Genomic DNA, 16,059 nt, shown 5'->3' on the forward strand with positions numbered 1-16,059 from the left:
TTCGCGCTCGGCTCGTCCTTGTTCGCGGTGGCCACCGTCCCGGGGTTCCCGGCGTGGGCCGGTGCGGGTGCGGCCAATGTCCTGTGCTTCGTCGGTTCGTGGTTCTTCACCACCGCCGCATGGATGCAGCTGATCTCGACGAGACAGCCGGGACCGCACAGTCGTGCATCCGACGCCGAGTCAGCTTCGGCGGCAGTCCAGTTCGCGGGAACTCTGCTGTTCAATCTCAGCACCGGCGCGGCGGTGTGGGCCCACGCCGTGAGTGCGCAACGGCGCTACGTGTGGGCACCCGACGCAACCGGGTCGATCGCGTTCCTGCTCAGCGGGGTGCTTGCGATGGCCGCCGTGGCCGCGACGGTCGGGGTGTTCGAACTCCGGTCGCGTGCCTGGTGGGCGGCTGCGGTCAACCTGATCGGCTGCGTGGCCTTCGGGGTGTCGGCAGTGGCGGCGTTCGTCCGGGTGTCCGGCCTGACCGCCGACGAACGGCTGGCCAACCTCGGCACGTTCATCGGTGCCCTGTGCTTCCTGACGGCCGCGGTGGTGTCGTTGCCCCGCAAGCCACCGGCACAGCGGGAATCGCCATCAACGGGAACAGCGCGCACACCGCGAAGGTGACCGGAAATCCCGCCGTGCCGATCAGGGCCCCGAACAACGGCGGCACCACACCGGCGGTGAACAACTGGCTGGTGTTCTGTGTGCCCAGAGCGCGCCCGCTCCAGAACGGGCCGGCGATCTCGGCAATCGCGGTGAACGCCAAGCCATTGTCGGAGACGGTGACCATCGAGGCGACCATCATCACCGCGATGCTCGCCGGCGAGTCCAGCCAATCGGTGAGGGCGAGAGACGCCATGGACACGGCCGCGGCGGCCGCGATGATCCGGATCGGTCGCATCCGCGCACCGAGTACGTCACCGGAACGCTTGAGAACCCGATCCGACCATCGCCCGGCGCCGATCCGTCCGCCTGCGCCGAGAAGCTGTGCCAGCGTGACCAACAAGCCGGCGGAGCCTGGCGACCACCCGTGTTCGGCGATCAGCCAGACCAGCGTGAACGTCCACACCAGGATCTGCGGCACCACGAGCAGCACCGATGCGAGGTGGATACGCAACAGCAGCCGCGAGTCGCGATACGGATTGGCCAGATCGGCAGCGGCTGCCAGCGAGCGGGGCGGCCGGGGCGGATCGATCACGGCCACCGCACATATCAACGCCGATGCGGTGCACACGATCGCCGGGAACAGCAGTGCCGCCGAGACGCCGTGGTGCTCCGCCACCCGTGGGATGACCAGTGCGCCGAGACCGACCCCAAGCGGTTGAGCGGTCTGCCGGATCCCCATCACCAGCCCGCGTTGCTCGGCGGCGAACCACCCGACGACCAGGCGGCCGCTGGCCGTATTGCTGCTCGCTGCCGCCATCCCGCCGAGAAAGAGGAAGACGCTCACCGCGACCAGCGACTGCACGGACGCGGCCGCGAAGGCGGCCGCAGCGGTGAGCGCCGAGCCCAGCGCCAACACCAGGCGTTCGCCCAGCCGGTCGACGACATAGCCCCACGCGATGAGGGTGACCACCATGCCGAGGCTGGGCATGGCCGACACCAGGCCGGCTTGTGCGAGGTCGAGGCCGCGCTCGGTGTGCAGGGTGGGGATCAGAAACGCCACGCCGTTGATGAACACGTTCGCGCACAGTGTCGTCGACAGTGCGATGCCCAGCATCGACCAGCGCTTGGCGGTGCTCATCGACGAGGCGGCCACCGTGCCATGGTCGCACAGGTATCTCATCATGCTGAATCGACATCTCACTCCATGAGATGACACCGGTGAGCTGCGCCGCGCCGGTCGGCCCGGAGGGGCCGGGCATTACGCTGAGGCAATGCGTCTCGGCCGAATCGCCAGTCCCGATGGAGTCGCCTTCGTCAGCATCGAAGGCGACCCGAACGAGGCAATCTGCAAGGAGATCGCCGAGCACCCGTTCGGCAACCCGACCTTCACCGGGCGGAGTTGGCCGCTGGCCGATGTCCGGCTGCTGGCCCCCATCCTGGCAAGCAAGGTGGTGTGCATGGGCAAGAACTACGCCGCCCACGCCGAGGAGATGGGCGGCACCGCCCCCGAGGACCCGGTGATATTCCTCAAGCCCAACACGTCGATCATCGGGCCGAATTCGCCGATCCAGCTGCCCGCGGATGCCCACCCGGTCCATCACGAGGGTGAGTTGGCCGCCGTGATCGGCCGGCCCTGCAAGGACGTGCCCGCATCCCGGGCCGCCGAGAACATTCTCGGCTACACGATCGCCAACGACGTGTCGGCGCGCGATCAGCAGCGCCAGGACGGCCAGTGGATGCGGGCCAAGGGCCACGACACCTTCTGTCCGGTGGGTCCGTGGATCGTCACCGACCTCGACCCGAGCGACCTGGACCTGCGCACCGAAGTCAACGGTCAGGTGCGCCAGAACTCCAACACCGCGCTGATGATCCATGATGTCGGCGCGATCATCGAGTGGGTGTCGGCGGTGATGACGTTGCTCCCCGGCGATCTGATCCTGACCGGGACACCGGAGGGTGTCGGCCCCATCGAGGATGGGGACACCGTCAGCATCACGATCTCGGGGATCGGCACGCTGTCCAATCCCGTTGTACGCAAAGGAAAGTCGTGACAAGCATACCCGTGAGGGTCAGATTCTGCCCGTCGCCGACCGGTATTCCCCACGTCGGACTGGTCCGCACCGCGCTGTTCAACTGGGCCTACGCCCGCCATACCGGTGGCACGTTCGTCTTTCGCATCGAGGACACCGACGCGCAGCGGGACAGTGCCGAGAGTTACGCCGCGATCCTGGATGCGCTGCGCTGGCTCGGCCTGGACTGGGACGAAGGCCCGGAAGTCGGGGGGCCCTACGAGCCCTACCGGCAGTCGCAGCGCTCCCGAATCTACCGAGACGTGCTCGATCAACTGCTCGCCTCGGGCGAGGCCTACGAGGCCTACTCGACCGCCGAGGAGGTGGAAGCGCGGCATCTGGCGGCCGGCCGTAATCCGAAACTCGGGTATGACAACTTCGACCGCGACCTGACCGATGAGCAGCGCGCAGCCTTCCGCGCCGAGGGGCGTAACCCGGTGCTGCGACTGCGGATGCCCGACGCCGACCTGTCCTGGAACGATCTGGTTCGCGGCGAGACGACGTTTCCGGCAGGGTCGGTGCCCGACTTCGCGTTGACGCGCGGCAGCGGAGACCCGTTGTACACCTTGGTCAACCCGGTCGACGATGCGCTGATGAAGATCACCCATGTGCTGCGGGGTGAGGACATCATGCCGTCCACTCCGCGCCAGATCGCGTTGTACCAGGCGCTGATACGGATCGGGGTTGCCGAGCAGGTTCCGCAGTTCGCCCATCTGCCAAGCGTTCTGGGGGAGGGCAACAAGAAGCTGTCCAAGCGTGACCCGCAGTCCAATCTGTTCCTACACCGCGACCGCGGCTTCATCCCCGAAGGGCTGCTGAACTACCTGGCGCTCCTCGGCTGGGGCATCGCCGACGATCACGACTTGTTCAGCCTCGAGGAGATGGTGGCCGCATTCGACGTCGCCGATGTGAACTCGAATCCGGCCCGCTTCGATCAGAAGAAGGCCGACGCGATCAACGCCGAGCACATTCGAATGCTGGACGAGGACGATTTCGCCGCCCGACTGTCGACGTTCTTCGCCGCGCACGGTCACCGCACGGGCCTGGACGACGCCCGGTTCGCCGAGGCGGCGAGGCTGGTGCAGACCCGTATCGTGGTGCTCGGCGACGCGTGGGACCTGCTGAAGTTCCTCGACGATGCCGGTTTCGTGCTCGACGAGAAGGCGGCGGCCAAGGAGCTGCGGCCCGCGGCCGTACCGGTGCTCAGCGCCGCGCTCGACGCGCTGGAGGGGCTGGGGCGGTGGACCACGGCGACCATCGAGGAGGCGCTGAAGTCGGCGCTGGTGGACGGTCTGGAGCTCAAACCGCGCAAGGCGTTCGGCCCGGTCCGGGTCGCGGTGACCGGTTCGTCGGTGAGCCCGCCGCTGTTCGAGTCGCTGGAACTGCTGGGACGGGACCGCAGCCTGGACCGGCTGCGGGCCGGCCGGGACGTCGCCGCCGCGACGACGGTGGAGGCCTGAGAAAAACACCGCCGAACATTTGGTAGTGTGCACGTCGGCCCGGCAGTAGGCCCAGCGCGGAGTTCCCGTGCTGTGCCGGGTTCACGAAATGGCCTGTGACCAGCGGTTACAGGTGGCCAATGGGGTATGGTGTAATTGGCAACACAGCGGTTTCTGGTACCGCCATTCTAGGTTCGAGTCCTGGTACCCCAGCCGATGCAACGGATTAGGTCAGCATTCTCACCTGAGCTATGCTGACCCACCGAAAACAGTTCTGGCCCCCGTCGTCTAGCGGCCTAGGACGCCGCCCTCTCACGGCGGTAGCGTGGGTTCGAATCCCATCGGGGGTACAACAAGCGAACAGCCGGCAATTCTCAAAGCCTGCGGGTCAGCGCGTCAGCAGCGGCGACGAGGTCGGTGGCCCACCGCACGCCCGGACGCCGGCCCATCCGGTCGATCGGCCCGGACACCGAAACCGCCGCGATCACCGCGCCGCGCCCGTCGCGCACCGGCGCGGACACACTGGCCACCCCCGGCTCGCGTTCGGCAACACTCTGGGCCCACCCCCGTTTGCGCACCTCGGCCAGCGTGCGGTCGTTGAACGCCGCCGACGGCAGAACCGCCTGCTGGGTGGCGGTATCCGCATAGGCGAGCAGCACTTTGGCCCCCGATCCGGCGTTCATCGGCAGCCGCGTCCCGACCGGCACGGTATCGCGCAGTCCGGCAGGCGGTTCCAAAGCGGCGATGCAGATCCGTGCGGTCCCTTCGCGCCGGTAGAGCTGCACGCTCTCCCCGGTGAGTTCGCGCAGTCGGGGCAGCACTGAGGCGCCCGCGGACAGCAGCGGATCCCTGATGTGGCCGGCCAGCTCGGTGACAGCAGGGCCCAGACGCCACTGTCCGTCACCGTCGCGGGCCAGCAGGCGGTGCACCTCCAGCCCGACGGCCAGCCGATGGGCCGTCGCCCGGGGCAGGTCGGTGCGCTCACACAGATCTGCCAGACCGCACGGGGACTGGGCGACCGCGTGGAGCACGCCGACGGCTTTGTCCAGCACGCCGATGCCGCTATCCTGTCTCACAAGGAGATACTAGCGTCCCAGATTGTGAGACAGTCAAGATGGCCATCGCGAACCAGCCCCGCACGCTCGCCGAGAAGGTGTGGAGCGAACACGTTGTTGTCACCGGCTCCGGAGAGGGTGCCGCGCGGCAGCCGGACCTGATCTACATCGACCTGCACCTGGTGCACGAGGTGACCAGCCCGCAGGCGTTCGACGGGCTTCGGCTGGCGGGGCGCCCGGTCCACCGGCCGGATCTGACCATCGCCACCGAGGACCACAACGTGCCGACGATCGACATCGACAAGCCGATCGCCGATCCGATCTCGCGAACGCAGGTGGAGACGCTGCGCCGCAACTGTGAGGAATTCGGCATCAGGCTGCACCCGATGGGCGACGCCGAGCAGGGCATCGTGCACATCATCGGGCCGCAATTGGGTTTGACCCAGCCCGGTATGACGGTGGTGTGTGGGGACAGTCACACCTCCACTCACGGCGCATTCGGGGCATTGGCAATGGGTATCGGCACCTCGGAGGTCGAGCATGTGCTGGCCACCCAGACGCTGCCGCTTTCGCCGTTCAAGACGATGGCGGTCAACGTCGACGGTGTGCTGCTACCCGGGGTCAGTGCCAAGGACATCATCCTCGCCGTCATCGCCAAGATCGGCACCGGCGGCGGCCAGGGGTACGTCATCGAGTACCGCGGCAGCGCCATCGAAGCACTGTCGATGGAAGGTCGGATGACTGTCTGCAACATGAGCATCGAAGCGGGGGCTCGCGCCGGAATGGTGGCGCCCGATGACACGACCTTCGAGTTCCTGCGTGGGCGGCCGCACGCCCCCGAGGGGCCGCAGTGGGACCAAGCCGTGGCCGCGTGGCGTCTGCTGCGCACCGACGATGGCGCCGAATTCGACACCGAGGTCTACATCGACGCGTCGACCCTGAGCCCGTTCGTGACGTGGGGGACCAATCCGGGGCAGGGTGTTCCGCTGTCCGGTTCGGTCCCGGATCCGGAGCTGATCGTCGACGAGGGGGAGCGCCAGGCCGCCGAAAAGGCGTTGACCTACATGGACCTTCGCGCGGGTACGGCCATGCGGGACATCCCGGTGGACACCGTTTTCGTCGGCTCCTGCACCAACGGCCGGATCGAGGATCTGCGGGTGGTCGCCGAGGTGCTGCGCGGGCGCAGGGTCGCTGACGACGTCCGGATGCTGGTGGTGCCCGGCTCCATGCGGGTCCGCGCCCAGGCCGAATCAGAAGGGCTGGGCGCGATCTTCACGGCCGCGGGTGCGGAATGGCGGCAGGCCGGCTGCTCGATGTGCCTCGGGATGAACCCCGACCAGCTCTCTGCCGGCGAGCGGTGCGCGTCGACCTCCAACCGCAATTTCGAGGGCAGGCAGGGAAAGGGCGGGCGTACGCACCTGGTGTCCCCGGCGGTTGCCGCGGCCACGGCGGTACGCGGCACGCTGTCCTCACCGGCGGACCTGCCGGCCGTCACGACTCACTGAAACCCGACAGGAGACTTTGATGGAAGCCTTTCGCACCCACACCGGAATCGGCGTTCCGCTGCGCCGGTCGAATGTCGATACCGACCAGATCATTCCTGCGGTCTATCTGAAGCGGGTGACCCGAACGGGATTCGAGGACGGACTCTTCGCGGCCTGGCGCAACGACCCGGCGTTCGTGCTCAATCAGGCGCCCTTCGACAAAGGCTCTGTTCTGGTCGCCGGACCTGATTTCGGCACCGGTTCGTCCCGCGAGCACGCCGTCTGGGCACTCATGGACTTCGGATTCCGGGTGGTGATCTCGTCCCGTTTCGCCGACATCTTCCGGGGGAACGCGGGCAAGGCAGGATTCCTGGCGGCCGAAGTCGCGCAAGACGACGTGGAATTGTTGTGGAAACTCATCGAGCAGCAGCCGGGTCTGGAAATCACTGTGAATCTACAAGATCGAACCATTGCCGCCGGAACGGTCATGGTGCCGTTCAACATTGACGACTACACCGCCTGGCGGCTACTGGAAGGCCTCGACGATATAGGCCTTACGCTGCGGAAACGGGATGAGATCGAACAATTCGAGGCCGCCCGTCCGGCGTGGAAACCCCGCACTCTGCCGGCCTGACGAACGGCCGTTCCGGCCGAAATCGCGCCCCTACGATCCCCTTTTCAAGGTCGCCGGCAGGACGGCAAGGGCGGCAATCGGATTGAAAAAAGTTCGCTGGGTTGCCCTGAAATTGCGCGTGGCTCTTGGAAATCAGCGGCCATTGGGTTTACCGTGTCCACTAGTCGGTTCAAAGAGGACCACTGGTATTCGGAGGTTTTGCATGAACAAAGCAGAGCTCATCGACGTACTCACGGAGAAATTGGGCTCGGATCGTCGGCAGGCAACTGCGGCGGTGGAGAACGTCGTTGACACCATCGTGCGTGCGGTTCACAAAGGTGAGAGCGTGACGATCACCGGCTTCGGCGTCTTCGAACAGCGTCGTCGTGCCGCCCGGGTGGCGCGCAACCCGCGCACCGGCGAGACGGTCAAGGTCAAGCCCACCTCCGTGCCGGCGTTTCGCCCAGGCGCTCAGTTCAAGGCTGTTGTCTCTGGCGCACAGCGTCTCCCGGCGGATGGCCCGGCGGTCAAGCGTGGCGTGACTGCGGGCAGCACTGCACGCAAGGCTGCCAAGAAGGCTCCGGCCAAGAAGGCTGCGGCGAAGAAGGCCGCTCCTGCCAAGAAGGCTCCGGCCAAGAAGGCTGCGGCGAAGAAGGCCGCTCCTGCCAAGAAGGCTCCGGCCAAGAAGGCTGCGGCGAAGAAGGCCGCTCCTGCCAAGAAGGCTCCGGCCAAGAAGGCTGCGGCGAAGAAGGCCGCTCCTGCCAAGAAGGCTCCCGCGAAGAAGGCTGCGGCGAAGAAGGCCGCTCCTGCCAAGAAGGCTCCCGCGAAGAAGGCTCCGGCCAAGAAGGCTCCGGCCAAGCGCGGTCGCAGGTAGTCAGAACCTCAGGCACGCCGCGGGTCGCAAGACCCGCGGCGTGTTTGTGTGTGTCGGTCAGCGCGGATCAGTGCCGGTGAGCCGGGAAGTATGAATTCATCTGCCGCGTCATTTCTTCGGCGGCAGCGCCGTGCCGAGGTGGTCGGCCGCGACCAGTCGGCCGTCGGCCAGTGACATCACCCACGTGCTGCCCTTGCGGTTGCGTGACTTGTCCGGCCGGACTCCGTCTCGCTCGCACCACCACTCGATGAGGTCGGGAATCACCTTGCCCTGAGTGCAGATCACCGGGTTCGCCGATGTCGCCGCGATCTCGAGGATCCGTTGGCGGGTGGCCTTGCGGTTGTCGGCGTAAGCCTCTTCGGAGAGCTCGGGCTCTTCGCGGATCGCCGCACCCAGCTCGTCGGCCAGAGGATCCAGCGTCTGCCGGCACCGCAGCCGGTCCGCGGCGAACAGGTCGCCGGCGCCGAACGCGAGGAGTTGACCGACCAGCGACTCGGCCTGAGCGCGACCGTGCTTGTCCAGGGGGCGCTTTCGATCTTCGCCCTTGTACCGGGCCCTGCTCCCTGCGGTGGCGTGGCGGACGATCATCACCGTCTGGGTGTCCGCGGGCAATTTGGCGAAGCGCCGCAACACCTTGCGATCGTGCGCATAGGTCAGCGCCTTCATCGCCTGGTCGACCGGCAGCCAGGTGAGCTCGTCGACCTCGTCGTTGACGCTGAACTGCCCGCTGACACAACGCCCCGCCCAGTAGCGCACCTTTTTGATGCCGGGATCCAACGGATAGCTCACCGTCGTGAGACGGCGGCCGAGATGGGCGTGAAAGCCCGTCTCCTCTTCGATCTCCCGCACGGCGGCCACCGGTTCGGTCTCGCCCGAATCGACTTTGCCCTTCGGCAGCGACCAGTCGTCGTAGCGGGGACGGTGGATGATCGCCACCTCCGGCGTGGCCGCGCCGTCGCGGGGCCGCCACAACACCGCGCCGGCGGCAAGGATGGGCTTTTTGGCCATGGTCGTATCCAGTGGGGTCTCCTTGGACACCTCAGCTCCTGCGGGTCAATCGGTCCGGAGATCCAGTCCTACGGGTGGCGGTGGCGTTCCATCAGCGACATCTGGTGGTCGCGCACGGTCCGCCCCTCCTGAGGAGACGCTGTCCAGTGCCCGTCCGGGCCGAGTTCCCAGCAGCGGGTCTTCGGGTCGGTCGCAGACTCGAAGATGTCGTTCAACTGTGCACTCAACCGCGGATCCTTAACCTGGGCCATCACTTCCACACGCCGATCGAGATTACGATGCATCATGTCGGCGCTGCCGATCCAGTATTCGTCGATGGCGCGGAAGTGAATGATCCGCGAATGCTCGAGGAAACGGCCGAGAATCGAGCGCACCGAGATGTTCTCGGAGTAGTCCGCGGCGCCGGGGCGCAGGGCGCAGATTCCCCGGACCACCACCTCGACCCGCACGCCCGCCTGCGAAGCCCGGTAGAGAGCGTCGATGACCTGTTCGTCGACCAAGGCGTTGGCCTTCATCCGGATCCGGCCGTCGGCGCCGTCCCTGGTGGCTGCGATCTCCCGTTCGATCCGCTCGATGATGCCCCTGCGCACACCGTATGGAGCGACCAGCAGATTGCGGTAGGACTCCTTGCGGGAGTAGCCCGTCAGCGAGTTGAACAGATCGGTGAGGTCGGCACCGATGTCGGGTGCGGCGGTCAGCAGGCCGATGTCCTCGTACAGTCGTGCGGTCTTGGGGTTGTAGTTGCCGGTGCCGACGTGGCAGTACCGGCGGATCATCGAGCCTTCACGCCGCACCACCAGACATGTCTTGCAGTGTGTCTTCAAACCGATCAGCCCGTACACCACGTGCACGCCTGCCTGCTCGAGGGCACGTGCCCATTTGATGTTGGCCTGCTCGTCGAATCTCGCCTTGATCTCCACCAGCGCGACGACCTGCTTGCCGGCCTCTGCAGCGTCGATGAGCGCGTTGACGATCGGGGAGTCACCCGAAGTGCGGTACAGCGTCTGTTTGATCGCCAGCACGTTGGGATCCGCGGCCGCCTGCTCGATGAAGCGCTGCACCGTGGTGGAGAACGAGTCGTACGGGTGGTGAACCAAGACGTCGCCGTCACGCAGGGTCGAGAAGATGCTCTTGGGCGTCTCCCGTTCGCCGAACGCCGGCGGCGTGGCCGGCACGAACGGACGATCCTTGAGCGCCGGCCGGTCGACGCCGTAGATCTGCCACAGCGACGAGAGATCCAACAAGCCCGGCACTTCGACGACATCTCCGGGAGCGACGTCGAGTTCACGCAACAACAACTCGAGCATGCCCTCGGTCATGTCGCCGGAGATCTCGAGCCTTACCGGGGACCCGAAGCGCCTGCGCGCCAGTTCCCGCTCGAGTGCCTGGAGCAGGTCTTCGTCGCGGTCTTCCTCCACCTCGAAATCCGCGTTGCGGGTGATCCGGAACGCGTGGTGCTCGACGATTTCCAGCCCGGGGAACAGCACCGGCAGGAAGGCGGCGATCAACTCTTCCATCGGCAGGAAGCGCACCACATCTGGTGTGCCTTCCCTGCTGGACAGCTCCACGAAACGGTCGACGTTGTCGGGCACCTTGATTCGGGCGAAGTGCTGGCCGCCGTCGTCGGGATGTTTGACCGTGATGGCCAGGTTCAAACTCAGACCGCTGACGAAGGGGAACGGGTGCGCGGGGTCGACCGCCAACGGCGTGAGTACCGGGAACACCTGTTCGTGGAAGTACGTCGACAACCGCCCGCGCTCGGCCTCGTCGAGTTCGGCCCACGTCACGATGATGATGCCCTGCGCCGCCAGCGCCGGACGGACCGAGTCGAGGAACACCTGGGAGTGCCTGCTGGCGATCTGCTGGGTGCGCTCGCTGATGCGGCGCAGTTGTTCGCGCGGTGACAGCCCGTCGGCGGACCGGACGGACAGCCCCATCTCGTCACGGCGCTTGAGGCCGGCCACCCGGACCATGTAGAACTCGTCGAGGTTGGACGCGAAGATCGCCAGGAACTTCGCCCGTTCGAGCAGGGCCAGCGACGGATCGGCGGCCAGCGCCAGCACGCGGGCGTTGAAGTCCAGCCAGCTCAGCTCCCGGTTGAGGTAGCGATCCTCGGGCAGCGGGTTGTCGACCGGCGGCGGCGTTGCCGCCGGTGGCGCCTCGGGTTCCGCATCAGCCGGGCCCGGGATCACCGGCAGGGGTGCCGCCGTCTCCGATGCGTCCGAGCTGTCGGGCCGGGTCTGGGCTTCGGTCATCTCTGTGATGATTCCCTATCCGGGGGTCCTGCTGCCACCGAGTCGGGTCATCGGGTGGTCACCGTCATTTCTGGTGGCTGATGGCCTGCGCCGTTGCCGACCCGATGCCCAGTCCCCGCGCCGCCACCAGGTCGTCGGGGGTGTCGATGTCGCAGCGCAGCCCGGGCCACGCGCCGGTCAGCTCGATTGCCCCCGAACGACGATGGCGCTGTGCGGAATCAGGGCCGAATCGCGGATCGAGTCCGACTCCGAAAGAGAACAACGCCGACGTGCCGGTGCCGTGCCGGTCGGCGACGAAACTGCGCGGCCGACCCCGTGCGGCCGAGATCGCTTCGGTCAACTCGTGGGTCTGCAACGCTGGTAGATCGCCCTGCAGCGCAACGACGTTCACTGTGTGCCTGCGTGCCATGGCCTCGGCCGCCAGCAGAGCGTTGTTGAGCGGGTCGGGGTGGCCGTCGGGCGTCGGATCGGTGAGCACCACCGCGCCCAACCGTTGCGCCGCGGCGGCGGCGGTCTCGTCGGGGGTGACGACGATCACGGAGTGCAGTGCCGTCACGCCCGAGGCGGCGCCGATCGTGTCGACCAGCATGGCGAGCACGATCTGCTCGCGGGTCGCCGCCGAAAACTCCGGCGCCAACCGTGTCTTGGCCGCGGTGAGCCGCTTGACCGCGATCACCAGCCCGATGTCGCGATCCTGAGCACGCGTGAGCGTGGCCGGCTGCTGTCTGTTCTCCGCGCGAGCGCTTACCGGCTCGGCCGTGCCGTTGGTCATGCTGCTCACGAGCGCCATCCTGCCAGCCGCTATTCCCCGGCTACGCTGAAGCCGTGGTCGAGGCGGCGGTGATGGGTGCCGGGGCGTGGGGAACAGCGCTGGCGAAGGTGTTGGCAGATTCCGGCAACAACGTCCGGCTGTGGGCCCGTCGGCCCGAGCTGGCCGATGAGATCAACCGCACCCACCGCAACGCCGATTACCTCGACGGTGAGCTACCCGGGTCGATCCGCGCCACCGGTGACCACGCCGAGGCCCTCGACGGCGCCTGCACGGTGCTGATGGCCGTGCCGGCTCAGACCCTGCGGGCCAACCTCATCGGCTGGAAGGACGCCATCGATCCCGACGCCACGTTGGTCAGCCTGGCCAAGGGCATCGAACTGGACACCCTGATGCGGATGAGTCAGGTCATCGTCGCGGTGACCGGGGTCGACCCGGCGCAGGTCGCCGTGGTCACCGGGCCCAACCTGGCCAGTGAGATCGCACAGGGTCAACCCGCCGCGACCGTCGTCGCGTGCAGCGACTCCGGAAGGGCGGTGACCATTCAGCGGGCGCTGGCCACCGGCTACTTCCGGCCCTACACCAACTCCGACGTGATCGGCGCGGAGGTCGGGGGCGCATGCAAGAACGTCATCGCCCTGGCATGCGGGATGGCCGCCGGTTCCGGGTTGGGCGAGAACACCGCGGCGGCGATCATCACCCGTGGTCTCGCCGAGATCATGCGTCTCGGAATCGCGTTGGGAGCCAAGCCCGCCACCCTGGCCGGGCTTGCCGGCATCGGCGACCTGGTTGCGACGTGCATGTCGCCGCACTCCCGTAATCGTTCGTTCGGCGAGCGGCTCGGCAGGGGAGGCACCATGCAGGCCGCGCTCGCCGCGACCGGCGGCCACGTCGCCGAAGGTGTCACGTCGTGTGAGTCGGTGCTGGCGCTGGCGTCCGCCTACGACGTCGAGATGCCGCTCACCGAGGCCGTACACGGGGTCTGCCACAGAGGATTGTCCGTCGACGACGCGGTGGCCTTGCTGCTCGGCCGCACCACCAAGCCGGAGTAGGGCCCATGCCCGGCACCTACGGAGATTCCACTCGCAGCATCAAAGCTGTTGGCTCAGAGGCGATTCCGGGAAGTCCCATCGCGTCGCCACCGGTTCCCGCCGCTGCGTACCACCTCCCCGCCGACGAAGACGATTCACTGGACAGCTACGGCCGTAGGTCCAATCCCACGTGGCGGCAACTGGAATCGGCACTGGCCCGGCTCGAGGGGGCCGCAGGGGCACTGACGTTCGGCTCCGGAATGGCTGCCATCACGGCGGTGCTGCGGACCGTCGCCCAGCCCGGCCGCACCGTCGTCGTTCCCGCCGACGGCTACTACCAGGTGCGCGCCTACGCCCACGAGTATCTCGAACCGCGCGGCGTGAGGGTGGTCGAGGCGAGGTGTGCCCAGATGTGCGACGCGGCCTCCGGTGCCGGCCGCGGCGACGTGGTGCTCGCCGAGACACCGTCGAACCCGGGGCTCGACGTGGTCGATCTGCACCAGCTGGCGATGATCTGCCGGGCCGGCGGTGCGATGCTCGTCGTCGACAACACCACCGCCACGCCGCTGGGGCAGCAACCGCTGTCGCTGGGCGCCGACCTCGTGGTCGCCAGCGCCACCAAGGCGCTTGCCGGGCACCACGACGTGCTGGCCGGGTACGTCGCCGGCAGCCACCTCGAGGTGATGGCGCGCCTGGAGCGGGAACGACTGCTGGCCGGCCCCATCCTGGGCGCGTTCGAGGCCTGGCTGGTGCTGCGCAGCCTCGGCAGTCTCGGGTTGCGGTTCGAACGCCAATGCCAGAACGCCGCCGCGGTCGCGCTGATGCTGCGATCACACCCCGCGGTGAAGGCGGTCCGCTATCCCGGTCTGCCCGACGACCCCTCGCATGCGGTGGCCGCCGTGCAGATGCGTCGCTTCGGTGGCGTCGTCGCCGTGGAGTTGGCAACCGCGGCGGCTGTGCACGAACTGGTCGGCAACAGCGCGCTGCTGGTCGCGTCGACCAGTTTTGGTGGGATCCACTCCTCGGTGGACCGCCGTGCCCGGTGGGGCGATGACGTCGCCGACGGATTCGCCCGGCTGTCGATGGGCATCGAGGACACCGATGACCTGGTCAGCGACATCGAACAGGCCCTCGGGCCGGCGTGACGGGCGGGCGCGGCCCCTGCGTATTCCTCCGGGGGCGGTAGCCTCTCTAGGTTGTGACTGCCCGCACCCGCGTAGCCGTCGTTTACGGCGGACGTAGCTCTGAGCACGCGATCTCGTGTGTTTCTGCCGGCAGCATCCTGCGCAACCTCGACCCGGAGCGCTTCGAGGTGGTCGCGGTGGGGATCTCGCCCGGGGGGGCCTGGGTGCTCACCGACGGTCGACCCGAGACGCTGGCCATCACCGACGGCATCCTGCCGCAGGTCGGTGAATCGTCGGGCACCGCGCTCGCGCTGACCGCCGACCCGACCCGACACGGTCAACTGCTGTCCCTGGGCGAGGGAGCCGGCGAGATGCTGGCCGCCGTCGACGTCGTCTTCCCGGTCCTACACGGGCCCTACGGCGAGGACGGCACCATCCAGGGCCTGCTGGAACTCGCCGGCGTTCCGTATGTGGGCGCGGGGGTGCTCGCCAGCGCGGCCGGCATGGACAAGGAGTTCACCAAGAAGCTCTTGGCGGCGGAGGGGCTGCCGAGCGGCGAGCACGTCGTGCTGCGCCCGCAGCAGGCCACGCTGTCGTTGGAGGATCGCGAACGGCTGGGGCTGCCCGTGTTCGTGAAGCCAGCGCGTGGTGGCTCGTCGATCGGGGTCAGCCGGGTCGCCGGTTGGGACATGCTCGACGTCGCCATCGACCAGGCCCGCCGGCACGACCCCAAGGTCATCGTCGAGGCAGCCGTGCCCGGGCGGGAACTGGAGTGCGGCGTGCTGGAGTTCCCCGACGGACGCGTCGAGGCGAGCACCGTCGGCGAGATCCGGGTGGCCGGCGTGCGCGGCCGAGAAGACGGGTTCTACGACTTCGAGACCAAGTACCTCGCCGACGCCGCGGAACTCGACGTACCGGCCAAGGTCGACGACGCCGTCGCCGAGGAGGTCAGGGGGTTGGCGATCCGGGCTTTCCGCGCCATCGACTGCCAGGGCCTGGCCCGCGTCGATTTCTTCCTCACCGACGACGGACCCGTCATCAACGAGATCAACACGATGCCCGGGTTCACCACGATCTCGATGTATCCGCGGATGTGGGCAGCGAGCGACGTCGACTACCCGACGCTGCTCGCCACGATGGTCGACACCGCGATCGCCCGCGGCACCGGCCTGCGCTGACGGTCATCCGACCGGCCCGGGACGGACCGCGGTGGCGGGCAACGCCTCGGTGATCGCCGTGGAGATGGCCTGGATCGGCGTCGGACCCGAATCGGGAGGCAGGGTCAGCGCCACATAGACCGGCCGGTCCACCGCGAACCAGGTGCTGCGTCCCTGCGCTGCCTGGTCGGTGACCCGGAACCATGAAACGGCGTCGACCATCTGCAGCGGGGCGCCCACCACAAAACCGACAGGGCGGTCGAGTCCGCACCGCAGGATCAGCGCGTCGTCCGCACCGTCGGCCTGCCAGGCCGCCGTGCCGGCCGGGGCGGGTTCCCGCACCGGCGCCCGCGTGTAATCGCCGAGTTGCTCGGGCAGTGCCTCGACGAGCGCGCGGCAGTCGGGACTGTCGGCCTGCGGCGCCGGTGCGGCGGCGATGGCGACAGGTGACGGTGCGGACGGGCGCTGCACGACGGCGGCGACGACGAGGACCGCGACAACGGCGCCGACGGCCACGACGAGCGCCGCGATCAGCAATGGCCGCGGCGGGCCGTCACCGGTTTCGCTGTTCATCACGCTGGACT

Annotated in this window: 15 protein-coding genes and 2 tRNA genes; 11 read left to right on the plus strand and 6 right to left on the minus strand. The window is 67.8% G+C overall.

Going from position 1 to position 16,059, the window contains the following annotated elements:
* Nucleotides 1-18: 18 nt before the first annotated feature.
* Complete coding sequence (locus G6N53_RS14345) at nt 19-615, plus strand: hypothetical protein (RefSeq protein ID WP_237166520.1); 597 nt, start codon at nt 19-21, stop codon at nt 613-615.
* On the opposite strand, the gene G6N53_RS14350 is transcribed toward G6N53_RS14345, so the two are convergent.
* The gene (locus G6N53_RS14350) at nt 506-1,780 is read right to left on the minus strand and encodes an MFS transporter (RefSeq protein ID WP_275999641.1); all 1,275 of its coding nucleotides are present in this window, start codon (nt 1,778-1,780) and stop codon (nt 506-508) included. The two genes, G6N53_RS14345 and G6N53_RS14350, sit on opposite strands and share 110 nt — an antisense overlap.
* 88 nt (nt 1,781-1,868) lie before the next feature.
* On the opposite strand from G6N53_RS14350, the gene G6N53_RS14355 reads away from it, so the two are divergent.
* From G6N53_RS14355 to G6N53_RS14370, 4 genes are all read left to right on the plus strand, one after another.
* A complete protein-coding gene (locus G6N53_RS14355) occupies nt 1,869-2,648 on the plus strand; it encodes a fumarylacetoacetate hydrolase family protein (protein WP_163889355.1) in 780 nt (259 codons plus the stop codon).
* Between the two features lie 5 nt (nt 2,649-2,653).
* A complete protein-coding gene (gene gltX / locus G6N53_RS14360; RefSeq protein WP_163895885.1) occupies nt 2,654-4,126 on the plus strand; it encodes a glutamate--tRNA ligase in 1,473 nt (490 codons plus the stop codon).
* A 120-nt stretch (nt 4,127-4,246) separates the two neighbouring features.
* Nucleotides 4,247-4,318, plus strand: a tRNA-Gln gene (locus tag G6N53_RS14365).
* A 64-nt stretch (nt 4,319-4,382) separates the two neighbouring features.
* A tRNA-Glu gene (locus G6N53_RS14370) sits at nt 4,383-4,455 on the plus strand.
* A 24-nt stretch (nt 4,456-4,479) separates the two neighbouring features.
* Here the strand turns inward: G6N53_RS14370 and G6N53_RS14375 are convergent.
* The gene (locus G6N53_RS14375; protein WP_163889357.1) at nt 4,480-5,181 is read right to left on the minus strand and encodes an IclR family transcriptional regulator; all 702 of its coding nucleotides are present in this window, start codon (nt 5,179-5,181) and stop codon (nt 4,480-4,482) included.
* 38 nt (nt 5,182-5,219) lie between these two features.
* Between G6N53_RS14375 and leuC the strand changes: the two genes are divergently transcribed.
* The 3 genes from leuC (at nt 5,220) to G6N53_RS14390 (ending at nt 8,131) form a co-directional block, all read left to right on the plus strand.
* A complete protein-coding gene (gene leuC, locus G6N53_RS14380) occupies nt 5,220-6,665 on the plus strand; it encodes a 3-isopropylmalate dehydratase large subunit (RefSeq protein WP_163889359.1) in 1,446 nt (481 codons plus the stop codon).
* A 19-nt stretch (nt 6,666-6,684) separates the two neighbouring features.
* Nucleotides 6,685-7,278, plus strand: a complete 594-nt coding sequence (gene leuD / locus G6N53_RS14385; protein ID WP_163889361.1) for a 3-isopropylmalate dehydratase small subunit — start codon at nt 6,685-6,687, stop codon at nt 7,276-7,278.
* Nucleotides 7,279-7,480: 202 nt separating this feature from the next.
* Complete coding sequence (locus G6N53_RS14390; RefSeq protein ID WP_163889363.1) at nt 7,481-8,131, plus strand: HU family DNA-binding protein; 651 nt, start codon at nt 7,481-7,483, stop codon at nt 8,129-8,131.
* Between the two features lie 108 nt (nt 8,132-8,239).
* Here G6N53_RS14390 and mutT1 read toward each other — a convergent pair whose 3' ends face one another.
* The 3 genes from mutT1 to cofC all read right to left on the minus strand — a co-directional run bounded on the left by mutT1 (nt 8,240) and on the right by cofC (nt 12,175).
* Nucleotides 8,240-9,139, minus strand: a complete 900-nt coding sequence (mutT1, locus tag G6N53_RS14395) for an 8-oxo-(d)GTP phosphatase MutT1 (RefSeq protein WP_163895887.1) — start codon at nt 9,137-9,139, stop codon at nt 8,240-8,242.
* A gap of 68 nt (nt 9,140-9,207) precedes the next feature.
* The gene (locus G6N53_RS14400) at nt 9,208-11,394 is read right to left on the minus strand and encodes an RNA degradosome polyphosphate kinase (protein WP_163889365.1); all 2,187 of its coding nucleotides are present in this window, start codon (nt 11,392-11,394) and stop codon (nt 9,208-9,210) included.
* Nucleotides 11,395-11,458: 64 nt separating this feature from the next.
* Complete coding sequence (gene cofC / locus G6N53_RS14405; RefSeq protein ID WP_237166521.1) at nt 11,459-12,175, minus strand: 2-phospho-L-lactate guanylyltransferase; 717 nt, start codon at nt 12,173-12,175, stop codon at nt 11,459-11,461.
* 44 nt (nt 12,176-12,219) lie between these two features.
* On the opposite strand from cofC, the gene G6N53_RS14410 reads away from it, so the two are divergent.
* The 3 genes from G6N53_RS14410 to G6N53_RS14420 are packed head-to-tail and all read left to right on the plus strand — an operon-like array spanning nt 12,220 to nt 15,496.
* Nucleotides 12,220-13,215, plus strand: coding sequence for an NAD(P)H-dependent glycerol-3-phosphate dehydrogenase (locus tag G6N53_RS14410; protein ID WP_237166522.1), 996 nt, complete (start codon nt 12,220-12,222; stop codon nt 13,213-13,215).
* A 5-nt stretch (nt 13,216-13,220) separates the two neighbouring features.
* Nucleotides 13,221-14,339, plus strand: a complete 1,119-nt coding sequence (locus G6N53_RS14415; RefSeq protein ID WP_163889367.1) for a cystathionine gamma-lyase — start codon at nt 13,221-13,223, stop codon at nt 14,337-14,339.
* A gap of 53 nt (nt 14,340-14,392) precedes the next feature.
* Nucleotides 14,393-15,496, plus strand: a complete 1,104-nt coding sequence (locus G6N53_RS14420) for a D-alanine--D-alanine ligase family protein (RefSeq protein WP_163889369.1) — start codon at nt 14,393-14,395, stop codon at nt 15,494-15,496.
* Between the two features lie 3 nt (nt 15,497-15,499).
* Here the strand turns inward: G6N53_RS14420 and G6N53_RS14425 are convergent, their stop codons facing one another.
* Nucleotides 15,500-16,048: a DUF3515 domain-containing protein gene (locus tag G6N53_RS14425; protein WP_163889371.1), complete on the minus strand. Its 549-nt coding sequence runs from the start codon at nt 16,046-16,048 to the stop codon at nt 15,500-15,502.
* Nucleotides 16,049-16,059: the final 11 nt, after the last annotated feature.

Source organism: Mycolicibacterium hippocampi (assembly GCF_010723735.1).
GTDB lineage: Bacteria > Actinomycetota > Actinomycetes > Mycobacteriales > Mycobacteriaceae > Mycobacterium > Mycobacterium hippocampi.

Excerpts from the sequence above, each read along its gene's own strand:
- G6N53_RS14350 (WP_275999641.1), bottom strand. The coding sequence starts at position 1,780 with ATGATGAGATACCTGTGCGACCATGGCACGGTGGCCGCCTCGTCGATG.
- G6N53_RS14355 (WP_163889355.1), top strand. The coding sequence starts at position 1,869 with ATGCGTCTCGGCCGAATCGCCAGTCCCGATGGAGTCGCCTTCGTCAGC.
- leuC (WP_163889359.1), top strand. The coding sequence starts at position 5,220 with ATGGCCATCGCGAACCAGCCCCGCACGCTCGCCGAGAAGGTGTGGAGC.
- leuD (WP_163889361.1), top strand. The coding sequence starts at position 6,685 with ATGGAAGCCTTTCGCACCCACACCGGAATCGGCGTTCCGCTGCGCCGG.
- G6N53_RS14390 (WP_163889363.1), top strand. The coding sequence starts at position 7,481 with ATGAACAAAGCAGAGCTCATCGACGTACTCACGGAGAAATTGGGCTCG.
- mutT1 (WP_163895887.1), bottom strand. The coding sequence starts at position 9,139 with ATGGCCAAAAAGCCCATCCTTGCCGCCGGCGCGGTGTTGTGGCGGCCC.
- G6N53_RS14400 (WP_163889365.1), bottom strand. The coding sequence starts at position 11,394 with ATGACCGAAGCCCAGACCCGGCCCGACAGCTCGGACGCATCGGAGACG.
- G6N53_RS14415 (WP_163889367.1), top strand. The coding sequence starts at position 13,221 with ATGCCCGGCACCTACGGAGATTCCACTCGCAGCATCAAAGCTGTTGGC.
- G6N53_RS14425 (WP_163889371.1), bottom strand. The coding sequence starts at position 16,048 with ATGAACAGCGAAACCGGTGACGGCCCGCCGCGGCCATTGCTGATCGCG.